Consider the following 21784-nt stretch of genomic DNA (forward strand, 5'->3'; position numbering starts at 1 on the left):
GGTTCAGGCGGTGTGACGGTGGCGCCGGCCGGTGTCGGGCCCGTCGACCAGGGTGTCCAGCAGCCCGCCCAGCACCGAGCGCTGTTCGTCGCTCAACGGGGCGAGGATCTCCTCGGCGGCGGACCGGCGTGCGGCGCGCAGTTCCCTGAGGGCCGCACGCCCGTCGTCGGTCAGCTCGATCCGGATGACGCGGCGGTTGGCGGGGTCCGGGGCGCGGCGCACCTTCCCGGCCGTCTCCAGCCCGTCGACCAGTGTCGTCACCGCCCGGGGCACGACCTCCAGGCGCTCGGCGAGATCGGCCATGCGCGGGGGCGAGCCGTAGTGCGCCAGCGTGCGCAGCAGCCGGGACTGGGCCGGGGTGATGCCGAGGTCACGGTGCTCGAGATGACGCTTCTGGATGCGGTACACCCTGCGGGTGAGCCGCAGCAACTGCTCGGCGAGCAGTCCGTCGGGATCGGGGGCGGTCATGCGGGAACAATATCAGGATGACGTTCATTGTGAGTATAGGTAACAATGACCTGCGATCCGTAAGATCCGCGCATGCCCGTGGCAGTGTCCGAAGGCCTGCCGCCCGGAAGGCTCCGCGGACCTCCCGTCGCCGCCTCCGAAGGAGCCCATGCACCCCGATCGCGAATCCGCCTGGACCGCACCCGCCGACGCGAAGGAACAGCCCCGGCAGGTGCGCCGCATCCTCAAGCTGTTCCGCCCCTACCGCGGCCGCCTCGCGGTCGTCGGTCTGCTGGTCGGCGCCGCGTCCCTGGTGTCGGTCGCCACGCCCTTCCTGCTCAGGGAGATCCTCGACGTCGCGATCCCCGAGGGGCGCACGGGCCTGCTGAGCCTGCTCGCCCTCGGCATGATCTTCGGCGCCGTCCTCACCAGTGTCTTCGGCGTGCTGCAGACCTTGATCTCCACCACCGTGGGTCAGCGCGTCATGCACGACCTGCGCACCGCCGTCTACGGACGGCTGCAGCAGATGTCCCTCGCCTTCTTCACCCGCACCCGCACCGGTGAGGTCCAGTCCCGCATCGCCAACGACATCGGCGGCATGCAGGCCACCGTCACCTCCACGGCGACCTCCCTGGTCTCCAACCTCACCAGCGTGGTCGCCACGATCGTCGCCATGGTCGTCCTCGACTGGCGCCTGACCGTCGTCTCGCTGCTCCTCCTCCCGGTGTTCGTGTGGATCAGCCGCCGCGTCGGCAGGGAGCGCAGGAAGATCACCACCCGGCGCCAGAAGCAGATGGCCGCGATGGCCGCCACGGTCACCGAGTCGCTCTCCGTCAGCGGCATCCTGCTCGGCCGCACCATGGGCCGGTCCGACTCGCTCACCCGTGCCTTCGCGGACGAGTCCGAGAGCCTGGTCGACCTCGAAGTGAGGTCGAACATGGCGGGCCGCTGGCGGATGGCCGTCATCACGATCGTCATGGCCGCCATGCCGGCCGTCATCTACTGGACGGCCGGCATCGCCCTGCAACTCGGCGGCCCCGGCGTCTCCCTCGGCACGATCGTCGCCTTCGTCTCGCTCCAGCAGGGGCTGTTCCGTCCGACCGTGAGCCTGCTGTCGACCGGCGTGCAGATCCAGACCTCCCTCGCGCTCTTCCAGCGCATCTTCGAGTACCTCGACCTGCCGATCGACATCACCGAGCGCCAGGACTCCGTCCACCTCGACCACATCAAGGGTGAGGTCCGCTTCGAGAACGTCGAGTTCGGCTACGGCGGCAAGGGCGGCCCGGTCCTCGACGGCATCGACATCACCGTCCCCGCCGGCAGTAGCCTCGCCGTCGTCGGCCCCACCGGCGCCGGCAAGTCCACGCTCGGTCACCTGGTGCCGCGGCTGTACGACGTGACGCGCGGCCGGGTCACCCTCGACGGTGTCGACGTGCGCGACCTCGACTTCGACACCCTCGCTCGCGCGGTCGGCGTCGTCTCGCAGGAGACGTACCTCTTCCACGCCTCCGTCGCCGAGAACCTGCGCTTCGCCAAGCCGGACGCCACCGACGCCGAGATGGAGGCGGCGGCGAGGGCCGCGCAGATCCACGACCACATCGCCGCCCTGCCCGACGGCTACGACACCGTCGTCGGCGAGCGCGGCCACCGGTTCTCCGGCGGCGAGAAGCAGCGCCTGGCCATCGCCCGCACCATTCTGCGCGACCCGCCCGTCCTGGTCCTGGACGAGGCGACCAGCGCACTGGACACCCGTACGGAGGCCGCGGTACAGGGCGCCATCGATTCCCTGTCCGCCAACCGCACCACCATCACCATCGCCCACCGCCTCTCAACCGTGCAGGGCGCTGACCGGATCGTGGTCCTCGATTCCGGGCGTCTGGCCGAACAGGGCACGCACGAGGCGTTGCTGGCGCAGGACGGGAGATACGCCGCACTGGTCCGCCGGGACGCCCGACTGGAGCCGACAAGATGAAGATATGCCGGGTTTGTACGCATGTGGGGGTTACCGTGCCCGCATGCAGATGAACACTCCGCCACGGAGCGCGAGGAGCGCGAGGAGCGCCAGAGGCCCCCGGGGGAGCCTCAAGAGCCCCAGAGGTCTCAGAGGTCCCAGAACCCCCCGGAGGGCGGTCCGGCTGACGCGCCGGGGCCGCGTCGCGCTGATCGCGGTCGGCGCAGTCGTGGCCGGTGCCGCGGTGGCGGTGCCGCTGCTGACGACCGACGACGAGGGCGAGTCCCGTCCCACGTCCCTGGTCGTCCCGGAGGGCTGGCGCGCGACCCAGGTCTACGGGGCCGTCGACAAGGTCCTCGCCCTGCCCGCGGGCACCACCAAGAAGTCCTTGGCCAAGGCCAACCTCAAGCTGCCGAACGACGCCGAGGGCAACCCCGAGGGCTACCTCTTCCCGGCGACCTATCCGCTCGGTGAGAACCCCACCCCGGAAGAGCTGCTGGCGGCCATGGTCGACAAGGCCAACAAGAGGTTCACGGGCGCGCCGGTCGCCGCGGGCGCCCAGCGCAACGCGCTGAACGTCTATCAGGCGGTCACCATCGCCAGCATCGTGCAGGAGGAGGCCGCCACCGAGGAGGACATGGGCAAGGTGGCCCGCGTGATCTTCAACCGGCTGGAACGCGGCATGCCGCTGCAGATGGACTCCACCATCAACTACGCCCTGGGCCGTTCCACCCTGAAGACCACCACCAAGGACACGAAGATCGACAGTCCTTACAACTCGTACCAGCGCATGGGATTGCCGCCCACCCCCATCGCCAGTCCGGGTGACGACGCGATGAGCGCCGCGATCAACCCGACCCCCGGCGACTGGCTGTACTTCGTCACGGTCAAGCCGGGCGACACCCGGTTCACCGCCGACTACGCCGAACACCAGCGCAACGTGGCCGAGTTCAACCGCCTCCAGGAGAGCGCCTCGAAGCAGGCCGAGGCCGCCAAGTGACCGGTCGGGGCGTCAAGCGGCGACCTGCTCCCCCTCGGCCAGCAGCCGCCTGATGTCCCGCACGGCCGCGCGTCCCGCACGGTTGGCGCCGATGGTGCTCGCGGAGGGGCCGTAGCCGACGAGATGGATCCGCGGGTCGGCGACCGCGCGTGTCCCCTCGACCCGGACACCGCCGCCGGCCTCCCGCAGCCGCAGTGGCCTCAGATGGTCGATGGCGGGGCGGAACCCGGTCGCCCACAGGACGACGTCCGCGACCACCCGCCGCCCGTCGCTCCACGCCACGCCCTCGGGCGTGATCCGGTCGAACATCGGCTGCCGGTCCAGCACACCCGACTCCAGCCCGGCCCGGATCGCCTCGTTCAGCGGCAGCCCCGTCACCGAGACGACACTCCTGGGCGGCAGGCCCTGCCGCACCCGTTCCTCCACGAGTGCCACCGCCGCCCGGCCCGCGTCCTCGTCGAAGGGTCCCTCGCGGAAGACGGGGGGCCTGCGGGTCACCCATGTGGTGGCCGCCGCGTACGGGGCGATCTCCAACAGGTGCTGCGTTCCCGAGGCACCGCCGCCCACCACGATCACGCGCAGCCCCGCGAACTCCTCCGGTCCGGCGTACTGCGCGGTGTGCAGCTGCCGCCCCCGGAAGGTCTCCTGCCCGGGATAGCGCGGCCAGAAGGGCCGGTCCCAGGTGCCGGTCGCGTTGATCAGCGCACGCGTCGACCAGGGACCGGCCGGCGTCTCGACGAGCAGCCGCCCGTCGGTCCCCTCGCGGACGGCGTGGACATCGACGGGCCGTCGTACCCGCAGGTCGAACGTCCGCTCGTACTCCGCGAAGTACCCGCTCACCACCTCGGCGGACGGCCGCGCCGGATCGGCCCCGGTCAGCTCCATGCCCGGCAGGGCGTGCATCCCGTGGACCTTGCCGTACGTCAGCGACGGCCAGCGGAACTGCCAGGCGCCGCCGGGCCCGGGGGAGTGGTCGAGCACCACGAAGTCGCGCTCCGGCTCGAACCCGGTGCGCCGCAGGTGGTAGGCGGCGGCGAGTCCGGCCTGACCGGCACCGATGACGACGACCTCGACCTCACGCGTGTTGTTCACGTTTCTACCAACGGCGCCGGAGGCCCCGATCTTCCCCCGGTGTCAGGATGGGGGCATGCCAGAAGCCTTCACCACCCGTGTCCTCAACCTCGCCACCGGCTCGGCGGAGCGGGTCGCCGACATCACCGGTGACTGCGAGTCCTTCCTGCGCGAGGCGGCGTCCGGCCGCGACGGCCTCCTCAACGTCTTCGTCCCGCACGCCACCGCCGGAATCGCGATCATCGAGACCGGCGCCGGCAGCGACGACGACCTGCTGTCGGCCCTGCACACCCTGCTCCCGGCCGACGACCGCTGGCAGCACCGCCACGGCAGCCCCGGCCACGGCCGGGACCACGTCCTGCCCGCCTTCGTACCACCGCACGCGACACTGCCGGTGATCGGCGGCCGCCTGGAACTCGGCACCTGGCAGTCGGTGTGCCTGGTGGACACCAACCGGGACAACCCCGACCGCCGGGTGCGGCTGAGCTTCCTCGGCTGACGGCAGCGGTCCGCAGGGGGCGGGGTCCTACTCCACCGCCATCTCGCCCAGCTCCGACCAGCCCTCCTGGTCGACCGTCGTGTTCACAATGCGCGGCGTGCGGGCGAGGTGGGGCGGCAGCTTCTCCTGCGCGGCCCGGAAGTGCGCGGACCGGACGTGGGCCGCGCCCGCCTCGTCGTCGCGGAACGCCTCGACCAGGACGTACTCCGTGGGGTCGTCGAGGCTGCGCGACCAGTCGAACCAGAGGCAGCCCGGTTCCGCCCGGGTGGCCCGGGTGAACTCGCCGGCGATCTCCGGCCACCGGTCCGCGTGTTCGGGGAGTACCTGGAACTTCGCCGTGATGAAGATCATGGGTTCGCCTTCTGTGATCGTGAGCATGGGCGTGGGTGGTGCGGGCCGGGGACGGAGCGAGTGCCTTGCCGTCCGTATCCGTACCCGGTTCCGGGTTGCCGGCACCCTTCGGCTGGGCCAGGTGAGGCAGCCGTTCGGCGCTCTCTTTCCGGGGCGGTGGTCAGACCTCCGGGTGGTCAGGCCTCCGTCCGCGTCCGCCCCCGCCCCACCAGCCGCTTCACCAGCGGCCAGGCAAGGAGCAGCACGATCACCGCGTACACCGTCACCGAGAACGGCGTGTTGACCAGGCCCGACACGCTGCCGTCGCTGATCTGCAGGGCGCGGCGCAGTTGCTGCTCGGCGTTCGGGCCGAGGATGACGCCGATCACCGCGGGCAGGACGGGCAGCCCGTAGCGCCGCATGCCGAACCCGATCAGACCGATGACCAGCAGGATCACCAGGTCGATCACCTCGCCGCCGACCGCATACGCGCCGACCGCTGCGAAGAACATGATCCCCGCGTAGAGGTACGGACGCGGGATGCGCAGCAGCTTGGCCCACACCGGTGCCAGCGGCAGGTTCAGCGCCAGCAGCAGCACCATGCCGACGAAGAGCGAAGCGATCAGGCCCCACACCAGCTCGGGCTCCCGTTCGAAGAGCAGCGGGCCCGGCTGGATGCCGTACTGCTGGAAGGCGGCCAGCATGACCGCGGCGACCGCGGTGGTCGGCAGGCCCAGGGTCAGCATGGACACCAGCGTGCCCGCCGCCGAGGCCGACGCCGCCGACTCGGGACCGGCCACGCCCTCGATGGCGCCCTTGCCCCACTCGTCCTTGTGCTTGGACAGCCGCTTCTCCGTGACATACGAGAGGAACGTCGGTATCTCCGCGCCGCCCGCCGGAATCGCTCCGAACGGGAAGCCGATGAACGGGCCGCGCAGCCAGGACTTCCAGGTGCGCCTCACATCGCCGCGGCCGAGCCAGGGACGGCCCACCGGGATCGGCTCACCCCCGCCGCGCCGCAGGTGCGCGGCCACCCACAGCGCCTCGCCGATCGCGAACAGGCCGACCGCCACGATCACCACGTCCACACCGTCGGCGAGTTGCAGCGAACCGAAGGTCAGCCGCTGCTGGCCGGTCATCTGGTCCAGGCCCACCAGGCCGATCGTCAGACCGATCAGCAGCGAGGCCAGACCTCTGATCCGCGACGAACCCAGCACCGACGTCACGGCGATGAACGCCAGCACCATGATGGCGAAGTAGTCCGGCGCGCCGATGTCCACCGCCAGGTCGGCGACGGTCGGGGCGAGGGCCACCAGCAGCATCGTGCCGATCATGCCGCCGGCGAAGTGGCCGATGGCGGCGGCGGCGAGTGCCTGCGCGCCGCGGCCCGCCTTGGCCATGGGGTTGCCCTCCATGGCCGCGACCACGGCGGCGCTCTCGCCGGGGGTGTTGAGCAGGATGGAGGTGGTCGAACCACCGAACATCGCGCCGTAGTAGATGCCCGCGAACATGATGAACGCGGCGACCGGGTCCAGCCCGTACGTCACCGGCAGCAGCAACGCCACCGCCATCGCCGGGCCGATGCCGGGCAGCACGCCGATGGCCGTGCCGAGTAGCACGCCGAGGGCGGCCCACAGCAGGTTGACCGGAGTGAGCGCCGTACCGAACCCGTCCATGAGGGAGTTGAGGGCGTTCATGTCAGAGCACTCCCATCAGCGGACCGCCGGGCAGCGGCACGCCGAGCAGCTTGTCGAAGACGACGTAGGTGATCAGGGACAGCACCGCGGCGATCAGCGGATCGCGGTCCACGCGGCGGCTGCCGAGCGCGAAGGCGGCGCCCCAGAAGAGCAGCGCGCCCGCGACGGGGAAGCCGGCCGGCTCGATCAGGGCCGCGGAGCCGAGGAAGATCCCGGAGAGCAGCAGCACCGTGCGCCAGTCGGCCGGTTCGGACAGGTCGACGTCCTCGCCGCCCTCGGCCTCGCCCCGGCCGCCGTGCAGCACGTCGACGGCGAGCAGCGCGGCGATCACCAGCAGACCGGCGCCGACCACGACCGGCACGGTCTTCGGGCCCACCGGGCCGCGCTGGGTGATGTCGACGTCCATGGTCAGCGCGTCGGTCAGGACGAGCACGCCGAGCGCCAGCAGCAGGACGCACACGCCGAGTTCGGAGTGCTCGCGCAGCCACGAGCGGCGGCCGGCGGCCCTGCCCCCGCGGTCCTCGGGGAGTTCGGTGCGCGTCGTCACAGTCCCAGCTCCTTCAGCACCGACACCACGCGCTCGTCCTGGGCGTCCAGGAAGTCGCCGAACTTCTCCCCGGTCAGGAAGGCGTCGTCCCAGCCGTTCTGGTCCATGGACTTCTTCCACTCGGGGGAGTCGTGCAGTTCCTCGAAGAGGCGGACCAGCTTGTTGCGCTGCGCCTCGGACAGGCCGGGCGGGGCGACGATGCCGCGCCAGTTGGTGAAGTCCACGTCGTAGCCGGATTCCTTGAGGGTGGGTGCGTCCTTGAGGTCGTCCACCCGTTCGGGACCGGTCACCGCGAGCACCCTCAGCTCGCCCGCCTTGATCTGGTCCAGGTACTCGCCGACGCCGGAGACCCCGAAGCCGACCTTGTTGCCGAGGATCGAGGCGAGCAGCTCGCCGCCGCCGTCGAAGGGGATGTAGTTGACCGACTTCGGCTGGATGCCGGCGGCCTGCGCCATCAGCATCGGGGCGAGGTGGTCGGGCCCGCCCGGCGACGAACCACCGCCGACGGGGATCTTGCCCGGGTCCTTCTTCCAGGCGTCGATCAGCTCGTCGATCGTCTTGTACGGCGAGTCCTTGGCGACCACGACGACGTCCTGCTCCTCGGTGAGCCGCGCGATCGGCGTGGCGTCGGCGAGGGTTTTCGGGGCGTGGTTGGAGCGGGCGGCGCCCACGACGCCGAGGCCCATGGACATGGCGAGCTTGCCGTTGCCGTGCTCGCTGACCAGCCGGCTCAGGCCCACCGTGCCGCCCGCGCCGGGCAGGTTGAACACCTCGATGTTGTGCGTGAGCCCCGCGTCCTCGGCGTTCTTCGCGGCCGTGCGGGCGGTGATGTCGTAGCCGCCGCCGGGCGTGTTGGGAACCATGAAGCGCAGGCCCGGGATCTGGGTGCCGGAGTCCGAGTCGTCGCCCGAGGAGAGCAACGGCGGTCCGGCCAGCACGAGCACGGCGGCCCCGAGCAGGGCAAGGGGGGTGCGCAGGCGCACGTATGACACCACCTGTCGGTTGGGTAGAGCGGTACGGGGAGCCCTGTGGGGGAGGGTGACGTGGGCCACATGGTGCCCGCGGGTCCGCCGCGTGTCTTCCTTGCGGAACCAAGGGAGGTTGTGTTCATTGCGGTCGCCAAAACCGCGTGATCTACGTCGCCGTCGGATCGCCGGTTCATTGCGAAGAAGGCACATCTCTTTCCTTCGCCGCAGGTGGGCACCATGATGGCGACCCGGCACACCCGCCGGCCCCGGCCGGTCACCACACCCCGCCCCCACTTCCTACGTCAGCCGAGAACGAGTCCGCCGTGGCCCCCGCCTTCCGCCGTCAGACCCTCGCGGGCGAGATGCTGGTCCTCCAGCTCGCCATCGTCGTGGTCGTCCTGTGCGCGGTCGCCGCCGTCTCGCTCGCCCAGTCCAGGGCCACCTTCAACCGCGTCGAGGGGCGCCGGGTCACCGCCCTGGCCGAGCAGCTGGCCGCCACGCCGCTGGTCCGCAGCCAGCTGCTGAGCCCCCTGCCGCGGGAGGCCCTCGCCCCGCTGGTCAACTCCACCCAGACCCAGTCCGGGGTCACCTCCGTCACGGTGGCCGACGCCGAAGGCCGCGTCGTCAGCTCCACCGACCCCACGCTGATCGGCGCCGGGCTGCCGCGCGGGAAGGGCGCCGACGCATCGAGCGGCTGGTCGGGGCCGCTGACCGTGCAGGGCGGCCGGGAACTCGTCGCCCAGGTGCCGGTGCTCGGCGCCACCCGGGAGACCCTCGGCCGGCGCCTCGGCACGGTCATGGTCGGCGAGGCGGACCCGACGGTGTGGCAGCGCCTCAGCGGGGCCTCCTCCTACCTGCTCGCCTACCTCGGCATCGCCAGCGGCCTCGGCGTGGCCGGTTCCTGGCTGCTGGCCCGGCGCGTCAAACGCCAGACCCTCGGCCTGGAGCCGCGCGAGATCGCGGGCCTCGCCGAACACCGCGAGGCCATGCTGTACGGCATCGCCGAGGGTGTCGTCGCCCTGGATCCGCAGCACCGGCTCACCCTCGTCAACGAGATGGGCCGGCGCCTGCTCGACCTGCCCGCCGACTGCGTGGGCCAGAGCCTGGACGGGCTCGGCATCGACGGGCGGCTGCGCGACGTCCTCGCCGGTGCCACGCCCGAGGCGGCCGAGCCGCGCGACGAGGTCGTCGTCCGCCACGGCCGGGTCCTGGTCATGAACCGGATGACCGTCACCAAGGACGGCCGCGTGCTCGGTTCGGTCACCACCCTGCGCGACCGCACCGAACTCGCCCGCCTGGAACGGGAGATCGGCTCCTTCCGCAGCACCTCCGAGCTGCTGCGCGCCCAGGCCCACGAGTTCGCCAACCAACTGCACACCATCTCCGGGCTCATCCAGATCGGCGAGCAGGAAGAGGTGGTGCGCTACGTCCGCGGGCTCAACCAGCGCCGCCAGTCCCTGGACGTCACCCTCAGCCGCCGGGTCCGGGACACCGCCGTGGCCGCGCTGATCACGGCGAAGTCCTCCCTGGCGGCCGAGCGCAGAGTCGCGCTGCGCGTCTCGGACCGCACGGCGCTGGACCGGCTGGAGCCGGCGGACGCCGCCGACGTGGCGACCGTCGTCGGCAACCTCGTCGACAACGCCGTGGACGCCGCCGCGGCCCCGGGAGGCGAACACGAGGCCTGGGTCGAGGTCGAACTGCGGCAGGACGCCGCGAGCGTCGAGATCGTGGTCCGCGACTCCGGGCCCGGCGTGGCACCCGAACTGGCCCGCGAGGTCTTCTCCCACGGCTTCACCACCAAGGCCGCCCGGCAGGGCGAGCGCGGCATCGGCCTGGCGTTGACGCGGCTGGTCTGCGAACGTCACGGCGGTGAGATCTCGGTGGCCAACACCCCGGACGGGGCCATGTTCACCGCACGCATGACCGTCAGCCACCTCACCGACGCGGTGGCGGAAGGAGCAGCACCATGACGGCGACGAGCGGCACGTCCGACGGGACCGCGACGGCCGACGGGACCGCGACGGCCGGTACGTCCGCCGCGGCCGGTGGGCCCGGCACGGCCGGCCCGGCCGCCCCGGGCCCGAAGGGGCCCCCTGCCGCAGCCCCGATCGGCGTGCTCGTGGTCGACGACGACTTCATGGTGGCCCGGGTCCACCGCGCGTTCGTCGAACGGGTCGAGCCCTTCCGGGTGCTCGGGGTCGCCGGTACCGGGGAGCAGGCACTCACCGCCGTCGGGGAGCTGCGCCCCGACCTGGTCCTGCTGGACCTGTACCTGCCGGACGTCTTCGGCCTCGACGTCATCCCACGGCTGCGGGCCGCGGGCCACGACTGCGACGTCATGGTCATCAGCGCGGCCCGCGAGGCGGACGCGGTGCGCGGCGCCGTGCGGCAGGGCGTGGTCGACTACCTGCTCAAACCCTTCGACTTCGAGGACCTGCGGATCCGGCTGGAGCGCTACGCCCTCCAGCGGGGGCGGCTGCTCGGCACGGTCGTGCGCAGCCAGGCCGACGTCGACCGCGTACTGGCCGGAGCCGCGGCGCAGGCGGCCACGGCCCCCGCGCTGCCCAAGGGTATGAGCGTGGAGACCGCCGAACTCGTCGAGCGGACCCTGCGGGAGGCGGACGGCACCCTGTCCGCCAGCGAGTGCGCGGCGCTGACCGGCGTCTCGAGGGTCAGTGCCCGCAGATACCTGGAGCACTTCCACACCGTGGGCAGCGCGGAGGTCTCCCTGCGCTACGGCGTGGCCGGTCGGCCCGAGCGCCGCTACCGCTTCCGGGGCGAGGTCACCGGCCCGGCGCTCCCGCACGCAGGGCGTCCATGACGAAGTCCAGGAACCGGGTGACCCGCGGCTGCCAGTCCTCGCCGGGGCCGATCAGCCACAGACCACCGAGGACGAGGAAGAAGTCGTCACCGGTCACTCCGGGCCGGATCGTGCCGGCCTCGTCGTTGGCACGGAGCAGGAGCTCGGCCGCGTCCTCCAGCGGGGTGGGGCGCGGCTTCTCCGGCGCCCCGGGCGCGCTGGTGACCAGCCGGATCGCGTCCGCCAGACCCGCCTTGGTCATGGCGAACTCGGCGAGGCGGTCCATCCACTCGCGCAGGGCCAGGTCGGGTTCCCGGGTGGCCAGCATCTCGGGCGCGGCCTGGGCCACCTGCTGCATCCCGTGGCGGTAGATCTCCAGGACGAGCGCTTCGCGGTTCGGGAAGTTGCGGTAGAAGGTGCCCTGCCCGACCCCCGCCTTCCTGGCGATGGCGCTCAACGGGGCGTTCGCGCAGTGCGTCAGCTCCTCCGTGGCCACTGCCAGGATGCGCTCGCGGTTGCGCTGGGCGTCCGAGCGCAAGGGAGTGTCCGGCTTGTCCTTCTTCGGCTGCGGCACTCGTCCCCCTTTCGGGTTGTGGCCGAATCCCGACCTTGCTAAGCGGACAGCTGTCCGTTACGTTCTGAGTCAGCGGACAGTTGTCCGGTTACCCGCCCAGTCTAGCGGCGGACGCGGCCGCGTGAACCGGCCGGTGGTCGACCGGCCGCGGATGCCCCCCACTGCCTACAGCCCATTTCTCCCTGTCACCGGACACCCCAGTCACCAGACACCAAAGAAGGCTGACCATGGCCCCAGCGCCCTCGTCGACGTCCAGCGCCGTCACCCTGAACATCAACGGCGAGAAGCACCAGCTGACCGTCGACCACCGCACCACCCTGCTCGACGCCCTGCGCGAGCGCCTCGATCTCACCGGTACGAAGAAGGGCTGCGACCAGGGCCAGTGCGGCGCCTGTACCGTCCTGGTCGACGGGCGCCGCGCCGTCTCCTGTCTCAACCTCGCCGTCGCCGCCGAGGGCCGCGAGATCACCACCATCGAGGGCATGGCCGACGGCGACCGGCTGCACCCGGTCCAGCAGGCCTTCCTCGACCTCGACGGCTACCAGTGCGGCTACTGCACCCCGGGGCAGATCTGCTCGGCGATCGCCGTCATCGAAGAACACGCGGCCGGCTGGCCCAGCGCCGCCACCGAGGACGTACGTCCTGAAGCCGGCCCCCCATCCTTGACGCCGGACGAGATCCGCGAACGGATGAGCGGCAACCTGTGCCGCTGCGGCGCCTACGTCTCCATCGTCCAGGCGGTCACCCGCGCGGCCGAGGCCCACGCGGCAGCCGCCCATGACGACGACGGCGCCCCGGCCGGGACGGTCGAGGAGGCGGCGGCATGAGGGAGTTCGGATACCAGCGCGCCGACGACGTCACCGGCGCCGTGAGCCTGCTCGCCGCCGACCCCGACGCCCGCTACCTCGGGGGCGGCACCAATCTGGTCGACCTGATGAAGACCGGAGTCGAACGCCCCGCCCGGCTCGTCGACGTCCGCGAACTCCCCCTGGACGGCATCGAAAAGAGGGCGGACGGCGGGCTGCGCATCGGCGCCACCGTCACCAACAGCGACCTCGCCGCCCATCCCGAGGTGCGGCGCCGCTACCCGGCGCTGACCCAGGCGGTCCTGGCCGGCGCCTCCGGCCAGCTGCGCAACATGGCCACCGTCGGCGGCAACCTGCTCCAGCGCACACGCTGCGGCTACTTCACCGACCTCGGCAAGCCCTGCAACAAGCGGGCCCCCGGCAGCGGTTGCCCCGCGATCACCGGCGAACACCACAACCACGCCGTCCTGGGCGCCTCCGACCACTGCGTGGCCGTCCACCCCTCCGACATGGGCGTGGCCCTCACCGCCTTCGACGCCGTCGTCGGCTACGAAACCCTCGACGGACCGGGCGAGCTGCCGCTGGCCGACTTCTACCTCCCCGTCGGTGACACCCCGCACCGGGAGACCGCCCTGCCGCCCGGCGCACTGATCACCGGCGTCACCCTGCCACCCGCCCCGGTCGCCGCCCGCTCCCGCTACCGCAAGGTGCGTGAACGCGCCTCGTACGCCTTCGCGATCGGCTCGGTCGCCGCCGCGCTCGACGTCGAGGACGGCGTCGTGCGCGAGGCCCGGCTGGCCTTCGGCGCGGTCGCCTCGCGGCCCTGGCGGGCCCACGCGGCCGAGGCCGTGCTTACCGGCGCACCGGCCGACGGCGGGACCTTCGCCGCCGCCGCGGACGCCGAACTCGCGGCCGCCAGGCCGCTGCCCGACAACGGATACAAGGTGACACTCATGCGCAACCTCGTCGTGGCCGTCCTGACCGAACTCGCCGGGGAGGCCGCCCGATGACGACCGCCACGACCGGCCGCACCACGGCCCGGGGCGCCGTCGGCACCGCCCACACGCGCGTCGAGGGCCGCGACAAGGTCACCGGAGCGGCCCGCTACGCCGGCGAGATCCCCTTCGCCGACCTCGCGCACGGCTGGCTGGTGCTGTCCACCGCGGCCCGCGGCCGCGTCCGCGCGATCGAGACCGAGCCCGTCCTCGCCATGCCCGGCGTGCTCGGCGTCCTGCACCACGGCAACGCCCCGCGCGTCGACACCGACTACATCGGCCTGCTGGGCATCCCGCCCGACCCCACGGCCGCCGTCTTCCAGCAGGACCGCGTGCACCACGTGGGCTGGCCGGTCGCACTCGTCGTCGCCGAGACGCCCGAGCAGGCCCGGGAGGCCGCCGAGGCCCTCGTCGTCGCCTACGACGAGGAACCGCACGAGACCGAGCTCACCGCCGGCCACCCCGGCGCCCACCCGGCCGGCGGGGTGATGCCCGGCGAGACCGCAAAGGGCGACCTGGCGGCCGGCCTCGCCGCGTCCGCCGTCGTGGTGGACGAGGAGTACACCACGCCCGAAGAGCACCACAGCATGATGGAGCCGCACGCCGCCACGGCCCGGTGGGACGGCGGCCGGCTGGAGGTCGTCGACTCCAACCAGGGCACCACCTGGATCCAGACCGAACTGGCCAGCATGTTCTCCCTCGACGTGTCCGCCGTGCGGGTGCGCTCCGAACACATCGGCGGCGGCTTCGGAAGCAAGGGCCTGCGCGCCCACCAGGTCGCCGCCGTGATGGCCGCGACCGAACTGCAGCGGCCAGTACGCGTGGTGATGACGAGGCGCCAGATGTTCTCGCTGGCCGGCTACCGCAGCCCGACCGTCCAGCGGGTGCGGCTCGGCGCCGACGCCGACGGCCGGCTCCGCGCCCTGGAGCACCGCTCGCTGAACCAGACGTCCACCGTCTACGAGTTCGTCGAGCCCAGCGCGGGCGTGGCCCGGGTCATGTACGACGCCGACGCCCACCACACGGCCAACGAGGTCACGGCGCTCGACGTGCCGTCGCCGACGTTCATGCGAGCGCCGGGCGAGGCGCCGGGGTCCTTCGCCGTCGAGTCGGCCCTCGACGAACTGGCCGAGCGCTGCAGCCTCGACCCGATCGAACTGCGCCTGCGCAACGAGCCCGAGGTCGGCCCGGTGTCCGGCCTGCCGTTCAGCAGCCGCAACCTGGAGGCCTGCTTCCGTGAGGGCGCCCGGCGGTTCGGCTGGGCGGAGCGCGACCCGCGCCCCGGGGTGCGCCGAGACGGACGCTGGCTGCTGGGCACGGGCACGGCCGCCGCCTCCTTCCACTCGGGCGCCGGACCCTCCACGGCGCTGCTGACCGCCGAGGCGGACGGCACCTTCACCGTGCGGATCGCCGCCGCCGACATCGGCACCGGCGCCCGCACCGCGCTCACCCTGGTCGCGGCCGACGCCCTGGAGGTCGCGCCCGAGCGGGTCCGGGTCCGCATCGGCGACAGCGACTTCGGGCCGGCGATGATCGCGGGTGGCTCGATGGGCACCCGCTCGTGGGCCTGGGCGATCACGGCCGCGGCCGCCGAACTGCGCGAACGCCTCGCGCTGGGCGCCGACATCCCGGCCGAGGGCATCACCGTACGGTCCGACACCACCGAGGCCCTCGGCCGCCTCGCGCAGAAGGAACGCCACTCCTTCGGGGCGCAGTTCGCCGAGGTCGCCGTGGACACCGCGACCGGTGAGGTACGGGTGCGGCGCATGCTCGGCATCTTCGCGGCGGGCCGGATCGTCAACCCGCTCACCGCCCGCAACCAGCTCGTCGGCGGCATGGTCTGGGGCATCTCGATGGCCCTGCACGAGGAGGCGGTACGGGACCGGGCGAGCGGCGCCCTGTACGCCCCGGACCTCGCCGGCTACCACGTGGCCACCAACGCCGACGTGGGCGACGTCCAGGCGGACTGGGTGGACGATCCCGACCCGGACGACCCGGTGGGCATCAAGGGCGTCGGCGAGATCGGCGTCGTGGGCGCGGCGGCGGCCGTCGCCAACGCGGTGCGCCACGCGACCGGCGTCCGCCACCGCAACCTGCCGATCCGGCCCGACCGCGTGCTGGCGGCGGGGGTGCCGGGGGCCGGGAGCGGCACCGATGCTTGACATCGCCGACGAGCTGAACCGCTGGCTCGCGGAAGGCAGGGAGTTCGCCGTCGCCACCGTCGTCTCCGTCGGCGGCAGCGCACCGCGCGGGCCCGGCGCCGCCCTCGCCGTCGACAGCGGCGGCACGGTGATCGGCTCGGTCTCCGGCGGCTGTGTGGAGGGCGCGGTGTACGAGCTGTGCACCGACGCCCTGCGCAGCGGCGAGACCGTGCGCGAACGCTTCGGCTACAGCGACGAGGACGCCTTCGCGGTCGGACTGACCTGCGGTGGGACCGTCGACGTCCTGGTCACACCGGTCGGCGCCGACGCGCCGTCGCGGGAGGTGTTCCGGGCGGCGCTGGCCACCGCCGCCCGGGGCCGGACCGCGGCCCTCGCCCGGGTCGTTCGGGGCCCGTCCGAGATGCTGGGCCGGGCCTTGCTGGTCCGGCCCGACGGCACCCACGAGGGCGGTCTCGGCGGCCACCCCGGCCTCGACCGCACGGCGGCCGCCGAGGCCAGTGCCCTGCTGGACGCCGGGCGCACCGGCACGGTCGCGCTCTCGGAGGACGGATCGCACTGCCCCGGCGGACTCACCCTGCTCGTCGAGTCCAGCGTGCCGCCGCCCCGCATGATCGTCTTCGGCGCGGTCGACTTCGCCGCGGCCCTGGTGCGGGCGGGGAAATTCCTCGGACACCACGTCACGGTGTGCGACGCCCGCCCCGTCTTCGCCACGCCGGCCCGCTTCCCGGAGGCCGACGAGGTCGTCGTCGACTGGCCGCACCGCTACCTGCGCACCACCCCGACCGACGGGCGCACGATGCTGTGCGTACTCACCCACGACGCCAAGTTCGACGTGCCGCTGCTGACGGAGGCGCTGCGGATGCCGGTCGCGTTCGTCGGCGCGATGGGCTCGCGCCGCACCCACGAGGACCGCGACCGACGGCTGCGCGAGGCGGGCCTGACCGAGGACGAGCTGTCCCGGCTCCGCTCACCGATCGGCCTCGACCTGGGCGCCCGCACCCCCGAGGAGACGGCCCTGTCCATCGCGGCGGAGATCGTCGCGCTGCGCCGCGGCGGCACGGGCACGCCCCTGACGGGCGGGGCGACACCGATCCACCGGGAGGTGACGGCAGCCTGAGACAGGGAGGGGCAGGGCAGGACTGCTGAGGCTCGGGCAACCGGCACCCTCCACCGTGCGGCACGGTCAGGGCAGGGCCGACTCACCGGCCAGCCGCACCGCGCACTCCAGCATCATGGCGTGCACGAAGGCCTGCGGGAGGTTGCCGCGGAGCTGGCGCTGGCGCACGTCGTACTCCTCGGCGAACAACCCGGGCGGTCCGCAGGCCGCCCGGGTGCGCTCGAACCAGCGGAACGCGCCGGACCGGTCGCCGACCCGGTACGTGGCGAGCGCCATCGCGAAGCCGCACAGCAGGAAGGCCCCCTCGGCCTCGCCGAGCGACGTGCCGGGGTGTTCGAAGCGGTACAGGTACCCGTCCTCGGTCAGGCGGGACTCGATGCGGGCACGGGTGGCGGCGTCGCCGTCGCCGTCCCCGAACGCGCAGCCGCGGGCCATCGGCACCAGCAGCGCGGCCTCGGGCCCGTCGTCGTCCTCCGCCCGCCGCCAGCGGCCGTCGGCGTGCAGGCAGCGTCGCCGGGTCTCCCGCAGCACCGTGCCGGCCAGGTCGGCGCAGCGGCGGCCCGCCGTCCCGGGCAGTACCCCGGCCATCCGGCGCAGACCGCACACCACGCTCAGCCGGGAGTGGGTCCACCACCGGTTCTCCAGCTCCCACAGACCGGCCTCCGGCTTCAGCCACTGCCGCTCGACGACGTCGACGGCGAGGACCGCGGCCCGTTCCGCCTCCTCGGTCAGCCGGTCGTGCGCGGCCGCCGCCGCGAACAACTGCAGCGCCTCGCCGAAGGTGTCCAGCTGGAACTGGGCGCCCGCGTCGTTGCCGACGTGGTCGTTGCCACCGGGGTAGCCGGGCAGCCGCAGGGACCGCTCCCCTCCGACCGGCCGGCCGTCGACCGTGTAGGCGGGGCGCACCTCGTCGCCGTCGGCGAGGATGCGCTCGGCGACGAAGCGCACGGCGTCGTCGACCAGCGGGTGCGGGCCGTGCGCGGCGACCGCGAGACCGGCGTAGCACTGGTCGCGCAGCCAGGCGTAGCGGTAGTCGTAGTTGCGCCCGCTGTTGGCCCGCTCCGGCAGGGACGTGGTGGCCGCGGCGACCATTCCGCCGGAGACGCTGGTCAGCCCGCGGAGCACGGCGTACGCGTGCCGGGCGTCGCCGGGCGCGACCAGCCGCGAGCAGTCCGGGACCGTCCGTCGCCACTCCCGTTCCGTGGCCCGCCACAAGGCGTCGGCGTCGAGCGGCTCGGTCTCCCGTTTCGTGGACAGTTCCAGGACGAGGTCGTGCGTCTCGCCCTCCCGCAGCCGGAAGTCGCCGCACAGCCCGGCCCCGTCCCGCCACACCGCGTCCGGCGCCCCGGCGAGCCGCATCCGCAGGCCTTCCGCCCCGGCCGTCCACACCTCCCCGTCCCGCCGGGGCTCGCGCATCCGGTCCGCGCCGAAGCCGGGCCGCGGATCCAGGTCCAGGTTCAGCCGGGCCTCGCCCCGCGGAACCCGCATGCGGCGCAGCAGCACGAGCCGGTCCGTACGGGACGGCATGGCCAGGGCCTCGCGGCACTCGATCACGCAGTCGGCGCTCACCCACCGGCTCGTCCGGATCAGTGTGCCCTCCTCGTAGGAGCCGCCCCAGACGTGCCAGGGGTCGGCCGGCTCCACGGTGAAGTGACCGGCGCCGCCGATCAGCGCGGAGAACACCGCGTCGTCGTGCCACCGCGGGGCGCAGAGCCACACGATCCGCCCCCGGGGGTCGAGGACCGCTCCCCGTTCGCCGTCGGCGAGGACGGCGTACTCGCGCAGTGCCCAGGGCGGGCACGACGTGTCCGGCGCCGCCGCGCGCCGCTCGTCGCTGTCCTTCATGCCGCTACGGCTGTCCCGGCGCCGGTGACCGAAACGACGCCGCACGCGCCGTCCCCGGCGCTCCCGCCGCCCCCGGCGTCGCCTGCGGCACCGCGAGCCCGCCCACCCCGTGCTCGCCCAGCGGACCCACCGCGAGACCCGCCTCGCGGCAGTCGCGCACGATGTCCGGCAGGGCGCCGAGCGCGGCCCGCCAGCTGTCCGGAGCGGAGGCGTGGTCGGTGTCGTGGAGGAGGACCGTGCCGCCGCCGCGCAGGTCCGCCGCGACGGTCGCGCGCACCGAGGCGGGCGTCGCGTCGTGCCGCCAGTCCTTGCCCCACGCCGTCCACAGCACCGGCCGCAGCCCGGCCCGCCGGGCGGCTGCCCAGCGTCCGGAGTTGAGGATGCCGTAGGGCGGCCGGTACCAGTGGGGGCGCCGGCCGGCCGCCTCGCCCACCACCTGGACGGCACGCAGCAGCTCGCGCGCGTCCCGCGCCGGCGACGGCCACCAGGGACGGTCGTGCGTCCAGCCGTGGACGGCGAGTTCGTGCCCGCGCCGGACCAGCTCGCGGGCCACCGCCGGGTGCCGTGCGGCGTTCTCGCCCAGGACGAAGAACGTCGCGTGTACGCCGAGTGCGTCCAGTACGTCGAGGAACTGCGGTGTGGACACCGGGTCCGGGCCGTCGTCGAAGGTGAGGGCGACGTGACCGGGGCCGCCCTGCCCGGCCAGCCCGGGGAACCGGCGCCGGCGCAGCCCGGGGAGCCAGGTCGCGGCCGGGCCGATGTGGGCCAGCGCGACGGCGGCCACCGGTGCGGCGGCGTAGGCCGCCCGTCCGGCGGAAGACCTCTGACGCATCCGTGGTGCCTCCGACCTCATCGGTTCGCTGCTGACGTTCCGCTGCTCTCGCGCGGCTGTTCCCGTACGGGCTGCTGTCGTGCCGCTGTTCTCCGTGTCGCCTGTCCCGCTTCGCTCATCGCCTGACCGGCCGCCCGGGGCCGTCCCGCGCCGCCGTGGCGGTGTCCCAGGCGCCGTGGACCGACGGAGCGCGGGCCAGACCGACGCTGCCGAGGCCGATCAGCGCCACGCCGATCAGCTCGGGCAGCACCCGCACGCCCAGCAGGATCTCCTCACCGAACAGGGTCCAGCCCAGGGCCACGCTGGTCAGTGCGTCGCCGAGGGTCAGCGCCGGCTGCGAGGCCGCCAGGGTCCCCGCCCGCAAGGCGCTCTGCAGCAGCAGGAAGCTGACCACGCCCACCACCGCCGTCGCGTACGGCGGCCACTGGGTCAGCACCTCGCCCACCCCCTGGGGGAGCCGTCCGGTGAGTTCCTTGAGCAGCGCCGCCGTACCGCCGAACCCCACCGCGGACGCCGACCCGAACAGTGCCGCGCGGGGCGCGCCGTGCACCAGGCTGCCGATCGAGGCGAGGACCGTGATCAGGGCGAACAGCGCCAGCCCGGCCCAGAGCCACCGGCCCCCGGTGGCGGTGTCGTGGCCGGCCGAGGGGGCGGCGGAGCCCAGGAACAGGGCGAGCCCCACGGCCAGGGCGGCGAAGGCCAGCCAGGTGCGCGAGTCCGGACGCCGGTGGAAGATCGCACTGCCCACCACCAGTGTGAACAGCAGTTCGGTGGCCATCAGCGGCTGTACGACGGCCAGACTGCCCACCGCCAGCGCGGCCGCCTGCAGCACCGTCGTCAGCGCGAGCAGCGCCGCCCCGCCGACCCAGTACCGGTCGCGCACCATCCGCAGCAGTGAGCGCAGCGCCGTGTGCCTGGCCCCCGCCCGGTCCTCGTCCTGCGCCGCGGCCCGGCGCTGAAGTACCGACGCCGCCGCGTTGGACAGCGCCGCGAACAGGGCGAGGACGACGGTGAGGACACTCACCGCGGCGGGCTCCCGGTCACCCGAACCGCGCGGCCAGCCGCCGGTACAGCCCAGGGGCCGCGCCCCGCACCCGGCACGGCAGGCGCAGCCACGAAGGCACGTACACCTCGTCCCGGCCCCGTTCGACCGCGCTGCGTACCGCGTCGGCCACCAGTTCGGGAGGCACCGGACGCGGCCTGGACCGCCGGTAGGGAGTGCCGCGGCGCTCGAAGAACGGAGTGTCGACCACGCCCGGCACCACATGGGTGACCCCCACACCGGTGCCCCGCAACTCGTAGCGCAGCGAGTCCGCGAAGGCGCCCACCGCGGCCTTGGCCGCGGAGTACACCGCTTCGTCGCGCACCGCGACACTGCCCGCCAGCGATCCGATGAGCACCACCCGTCCCGAACCCGCCGCCACCATGCCCGGCAGCAGCAGCCGCACCAGGCGCAGCGTGGCCAGCACGTTGATGTCGAACACCTCGTCGATGGTGTGCGGGGGCATGTCCAGGAACTCCCCGGCCCAGCCCACACCCGCTCCGGCCACCAGCAGGTCCACCGGGCCGGACGTGGCCGTCGCGAAGTCGGTGAGCTGCCGTTCGGCACCGGGAAGGGTGAGGTCCGCCGCGAACGCGGTGGCCGAAGTGGCGTCGGCCACCTGACGCAGCCGCACCGGATCGCGTCCGGTGAGCACCAGCCGCCAGCTGTCCTCGTCACCCAGCCGGCGGGCCACGGCCGCGCCGATGCCGGAGGAGGCTCCCGTCACGAGCGCCGTGCGGGTCCGCGTGCCTCGCTCCGGGACGGGCCGGGGCCCGGGCCTCGCGTGGTCCGCGTCGAGGGCGACTACCTGCGGTCCGGGGGCGGACCGGGGGCGGGAGAACGCATGGACCATGAGGACCACCTTGGCTCGGGGCGGGCACCGGGCAGCGTCCGACCGGGCGGTCGGCTCCGGCGTCCGGCCGGACGGGCGGTCACGGAGTATCCCCGGCGGAGCTTCCGAAACGCCCGCATGTGAGGTGGTTTGGAATCCGACGGGTCGGCAACCTGGTCCGCTGTGCACCCTTGCAGCCCGTCAGCGCCCCGCCACGCCGGTCTCACGCGCGGTCCGCGGGGTCCGCGCGAGGGCAGGCGTCTGCTGGT

At 73.3% G+C, this 21784-nt stretch carries 20 protein-coding genes; 9 read left to right on the forward strand and 11 right to left on the reverse strand.

The features are described from left to right. Positions 1-3 precede the first annotated feature (3 nt). Positions 4-468, reverse strand: a complete 465-nt coding sequence (locus ACIQFU_RS15255) for a MarR family winged helix-turn-helix transcriptional regulator (protein WP_402551720.1) — start codon at positions 466-468, stop codon at positions 4-6. Positions 469-616: 148 nt separating this feature from the next. Here ACIQFU_RS15255 and ACIQFU_RS15260 point away from each other — a divergent pair, with 148 nt between their 5' ends. After that, positions 617-2419: an ABC transporter ATP-binding protein gene (locus ACIQFU_RS15260; RefSeq protein ID WP_402551722.1), complete on the forward strand. Its 1803-nt coding sequence runs from the start codon at positions 617-619 to the stop codon at positions 2417-2419. Positions 2420-2642: 223 nt separating this feature from the next. Next, the gene (gene mltG, locus ACIQFU_RS15265; protein WP_402551927.1) at positions 2643-3398 is read left to right on the forward strand and encodes an endolytic transglycosylase MltG; all 756 of its coding nucleotides are present in this window, start codon (positions 2643-2645) and stop codon (positions 3396-3398) included. A gap of 12 nt (positions 3399-3410) precedes the next feature. Here mltG and ACIQFU_RS15270 read toward each other — a convergent pair whose 3' ends face one another. Then, entirely contained in the window at positions 3411-4490 is a 1080-nt protein-coding gene (locus tag ACIQFU_RS15270; protein WP_402551723.1) for an NAD(P)-binding domain-containing protein, read from the reverse strand. A gap of 55 nt (positions 4491-4545) precedes the next feature. On the opposite strand from ACIQFU_RS15270, the gene ACIQFU_RS15275 reads away from it, so the two are divergent. Then, a complete protein-coding gene (locus tag ACIQFU_RS15275; RefSeq protein WP_402551725.1) occupies positions 4546-4968 on the forward strand; it encodes a secondary thiamine-phosphate synthase enzyme YjbQ in 423 nt (140 codons plus the stop codon). A gap of 27 nt (positions 4969-4995) precedes the next feature. Here the strand turns inward: ACIQFU_RS15275 and ACIQFU_RS15280 are convergent, their stop codons facing one another. The 4 genes from ACIQFU_RS15280 to ACIQFU_RS15295 form a co-directional block, all read right to left on the reverse strand. Beyond that, the gene (locus ACIQFU_RS15280) at positions 4996-5319 is read right to left on the reverse strand and encodes a putative quinol monooxygenase (protein WP_402551726.1); all 324 of its coding nucleotides are present in this window, start codon (positions 5317-5319) and stop codon (positions 4996-4998) included. 176 nt (positions 5320-5495) lie between these two features. Further along, entirely contained in the window at positions 5496-6995 is a 1500-nt protein-coding gene (locus ACIQFU_RS15285; RefSeq protein WP_402551727.1) for a tripartite tricarboxylate transporter permease, read from the reverse strand. A 1-nt stretch (position 6996) separates the two neighbouring features. After that, complete coding sequence (locus ACIQFU_RS15290; protein WP_402551728.1) at positions 6997-7542, reverse strand: tripartite tricarboxylate transporter TctB family protein; 546 nt, start codon at positions 7540-7542, stop codon at positions 6997-6999. Then, entirely contained in the window at positions 7539-8525 is a 987-nt protein-coding gene (locus ACIQFU_RS15295) for a Bug family tripartite tricarboxylate transporter substrate binding protein (protein ID WP_402551730.1), read from the reverse strand. The genes ACIQFU_RS15290 and ACIQFU_RS15295 overlap by 4 nt, the downstream gene beginning before the upstream one ends. Positions 8526-8833: 308 nt before the next feature. On the opposite strand from ACIQFU_RS15295, the gene ACIQFU_RS15300 reads away from it, so the two are divergent. Further along, positions 8834-10480: an ATP-binding protein gene (locus ACIQFU_RS15300; protein WP_402551731.1), complete on the forward strand. Its 1647-nt coding sequence runs from the start codon at positions 8834-8836 to the stop codon at positions 10478-10480. After that, positions 10477-11331 carry a response regulator gene (locus tag ACIQFU_RS15305; protein ID WP_402551733.1) on the forward strand — a complete coding sequence of 285 codons (855 nt, stop codon included), beginning with the start codon at positions 10477-10479 and terminating at the stop codon, positions 11329-11331. Before ACIQFU_RS15300 ends, ACIQFU_RS15305 begins: the two co-directional genes overlap by 4 nt. On the opposite strand, the gene xdhR is transcribed toward ACIQFU_RS15305, so the two are convergent. Continuing rightward, positions 11294-11884: a purine salvage operon transcriptional regulator XdhR gene (gene xdhR, locus ACIQFU_RS15310; protein ID WP_402551736.1), complete on the reverse strand. Its 591-nt coding sequence runs from the start codon at positions 11882-11884 to the stop codon at positions 11294-11296. The genes ACIQFU_RS15305 and xdhR overlap by 38 nt on opposite strands. Positions 11885-12111: 227 nt before the next feature. On the opposite strand from xdhR, the gene ACIQFU_RS15315 reads away from it, so the two are divergent. Genes ACIQFU_RS15315 through ACIQFU_RS15330 form a run of 4 tightly spaced genes read left to right on the forward strand, consistent with a single transcriptional unit; the run spans position 12112 to position 16964 of the window. Then, entirely contained in the window at positions 12112-12711 is a 600-nt protein-coding gene (locus ACIQFU_RS15315; protein ID WP_402551738.1) for a 2Fe-2S iron-sulfur cluster-binding protein, read from the forward strand. Then, the gene (locus ACIQFU_RS15320; RefSeq protein WP_402551739.1) at positions 12708-13700 is read left to right on the forward strand and encodes an FAD binding domain-containing protein; all 993 of its coding nucleotides are present in this window, start codon (positions 12708-12710) and stop codon (positions 13698-13700) included. The genes ACIQFU_RS15315 and ACIQFU_RS15320 overlap by 4 nt, the downstream gene beginning before the upstream one ends. Beyond that, positions 13697-15847, forward strand: a complete 2151-nt coding sequence (locus tag ACIQFU_RS15325) for a xanthine dehydrogenase family protein molybdopterin-binding subunit (protein WP_402551741.1) — start codon at positions 13697-13699, stop codon at positions 15845-15847. The genes ACIQFU_RS15320 and ACIQFU_RS15325 overlap by 4 nt, the downstream gene beginning before the upstream one ends. Then, positions 15840-16964, forward strand: coding sequence for an XdhC family protein (locus ACIQFU_RS15330; RefSeq protein WP_402551742.1), 1125 nt, complete (start codon positions 15840-15842; stop codon positions 16962-16964). Before ACIQFU_RS15325 ends, ACIQFU_RS15330 begins: the two co-directional genes overlap by 8 nt. Before the next feature lie 66 nt (positions 16965-17030). Here ACIQFU_RS15330 and ACIQFU_RS15335 read toward each other — a convergent pair whose 3' ends face one another. From ACIQFU_RS15335 to ACIQFU_RS15350, 4 genes are all read right to left on the reverse strand, one after another. Continuing rightward, positions 17031-18809: a glycoside hydrolase family 15 protein gene (locus ACIQFU_RS15335; RefSeq protein ID WP_402551744.1), complete on the reverse strand. Its 1779-nt coding sequence runs from the start codon at positions 18807-18809 to the stop codon at positions 17031-17033. A gap of 4 nt (positions 18810-18813) precedes the next feature. Next, positions 18814-19641 (reverse strand): polysaccharide deacetylase family protein, encoded by an 828-nt coding sequence (locus ACIQFU_RS15340; RefSeq protein WP_402551746.1) that lies wholly within the window; start codon positions 19639-19641, stop codon positions 18814-18816. Positions 19642-19756: 115 nt separating this feature from the next. After that, positions 19757-20665 carry a DMT family transporter gene (locus ACIQFU_RS15345; RefSeq protein ID WP_402551747.1) on the reverse strand — a complete coding sequence of 303 codons (909 nt, stop codon included), beginning with the start codon at positions 20663-20665 and terminating at the stop codon, positions 19757-19759. Between the two features lie 16 nt (positions 20666-20681). Continuing rightward, positions 20682-21536 carry an SDR family NAD(P)-dependent oxidoreductase gene (locus tag ACIQFU_RS15350; protein WP_402551748.1) on the reverse strand — a complete coding sequence of 285 codons (855 nt, stop codon included), beginning with the start codon at positions 21534-21536 and terminating at the stop codon, positions 20682-20684. Positions 21537-21784 lie beyond the last annotated feature (248 nt).

The organism is Streptomyces sp. NPDC093065, assembly GCF_044754585.1.
GTDB lineage: Bacteria > Actinomycetota > Actinomycetes > Streptomycetales > Streptomycetaceae > Streptomyces.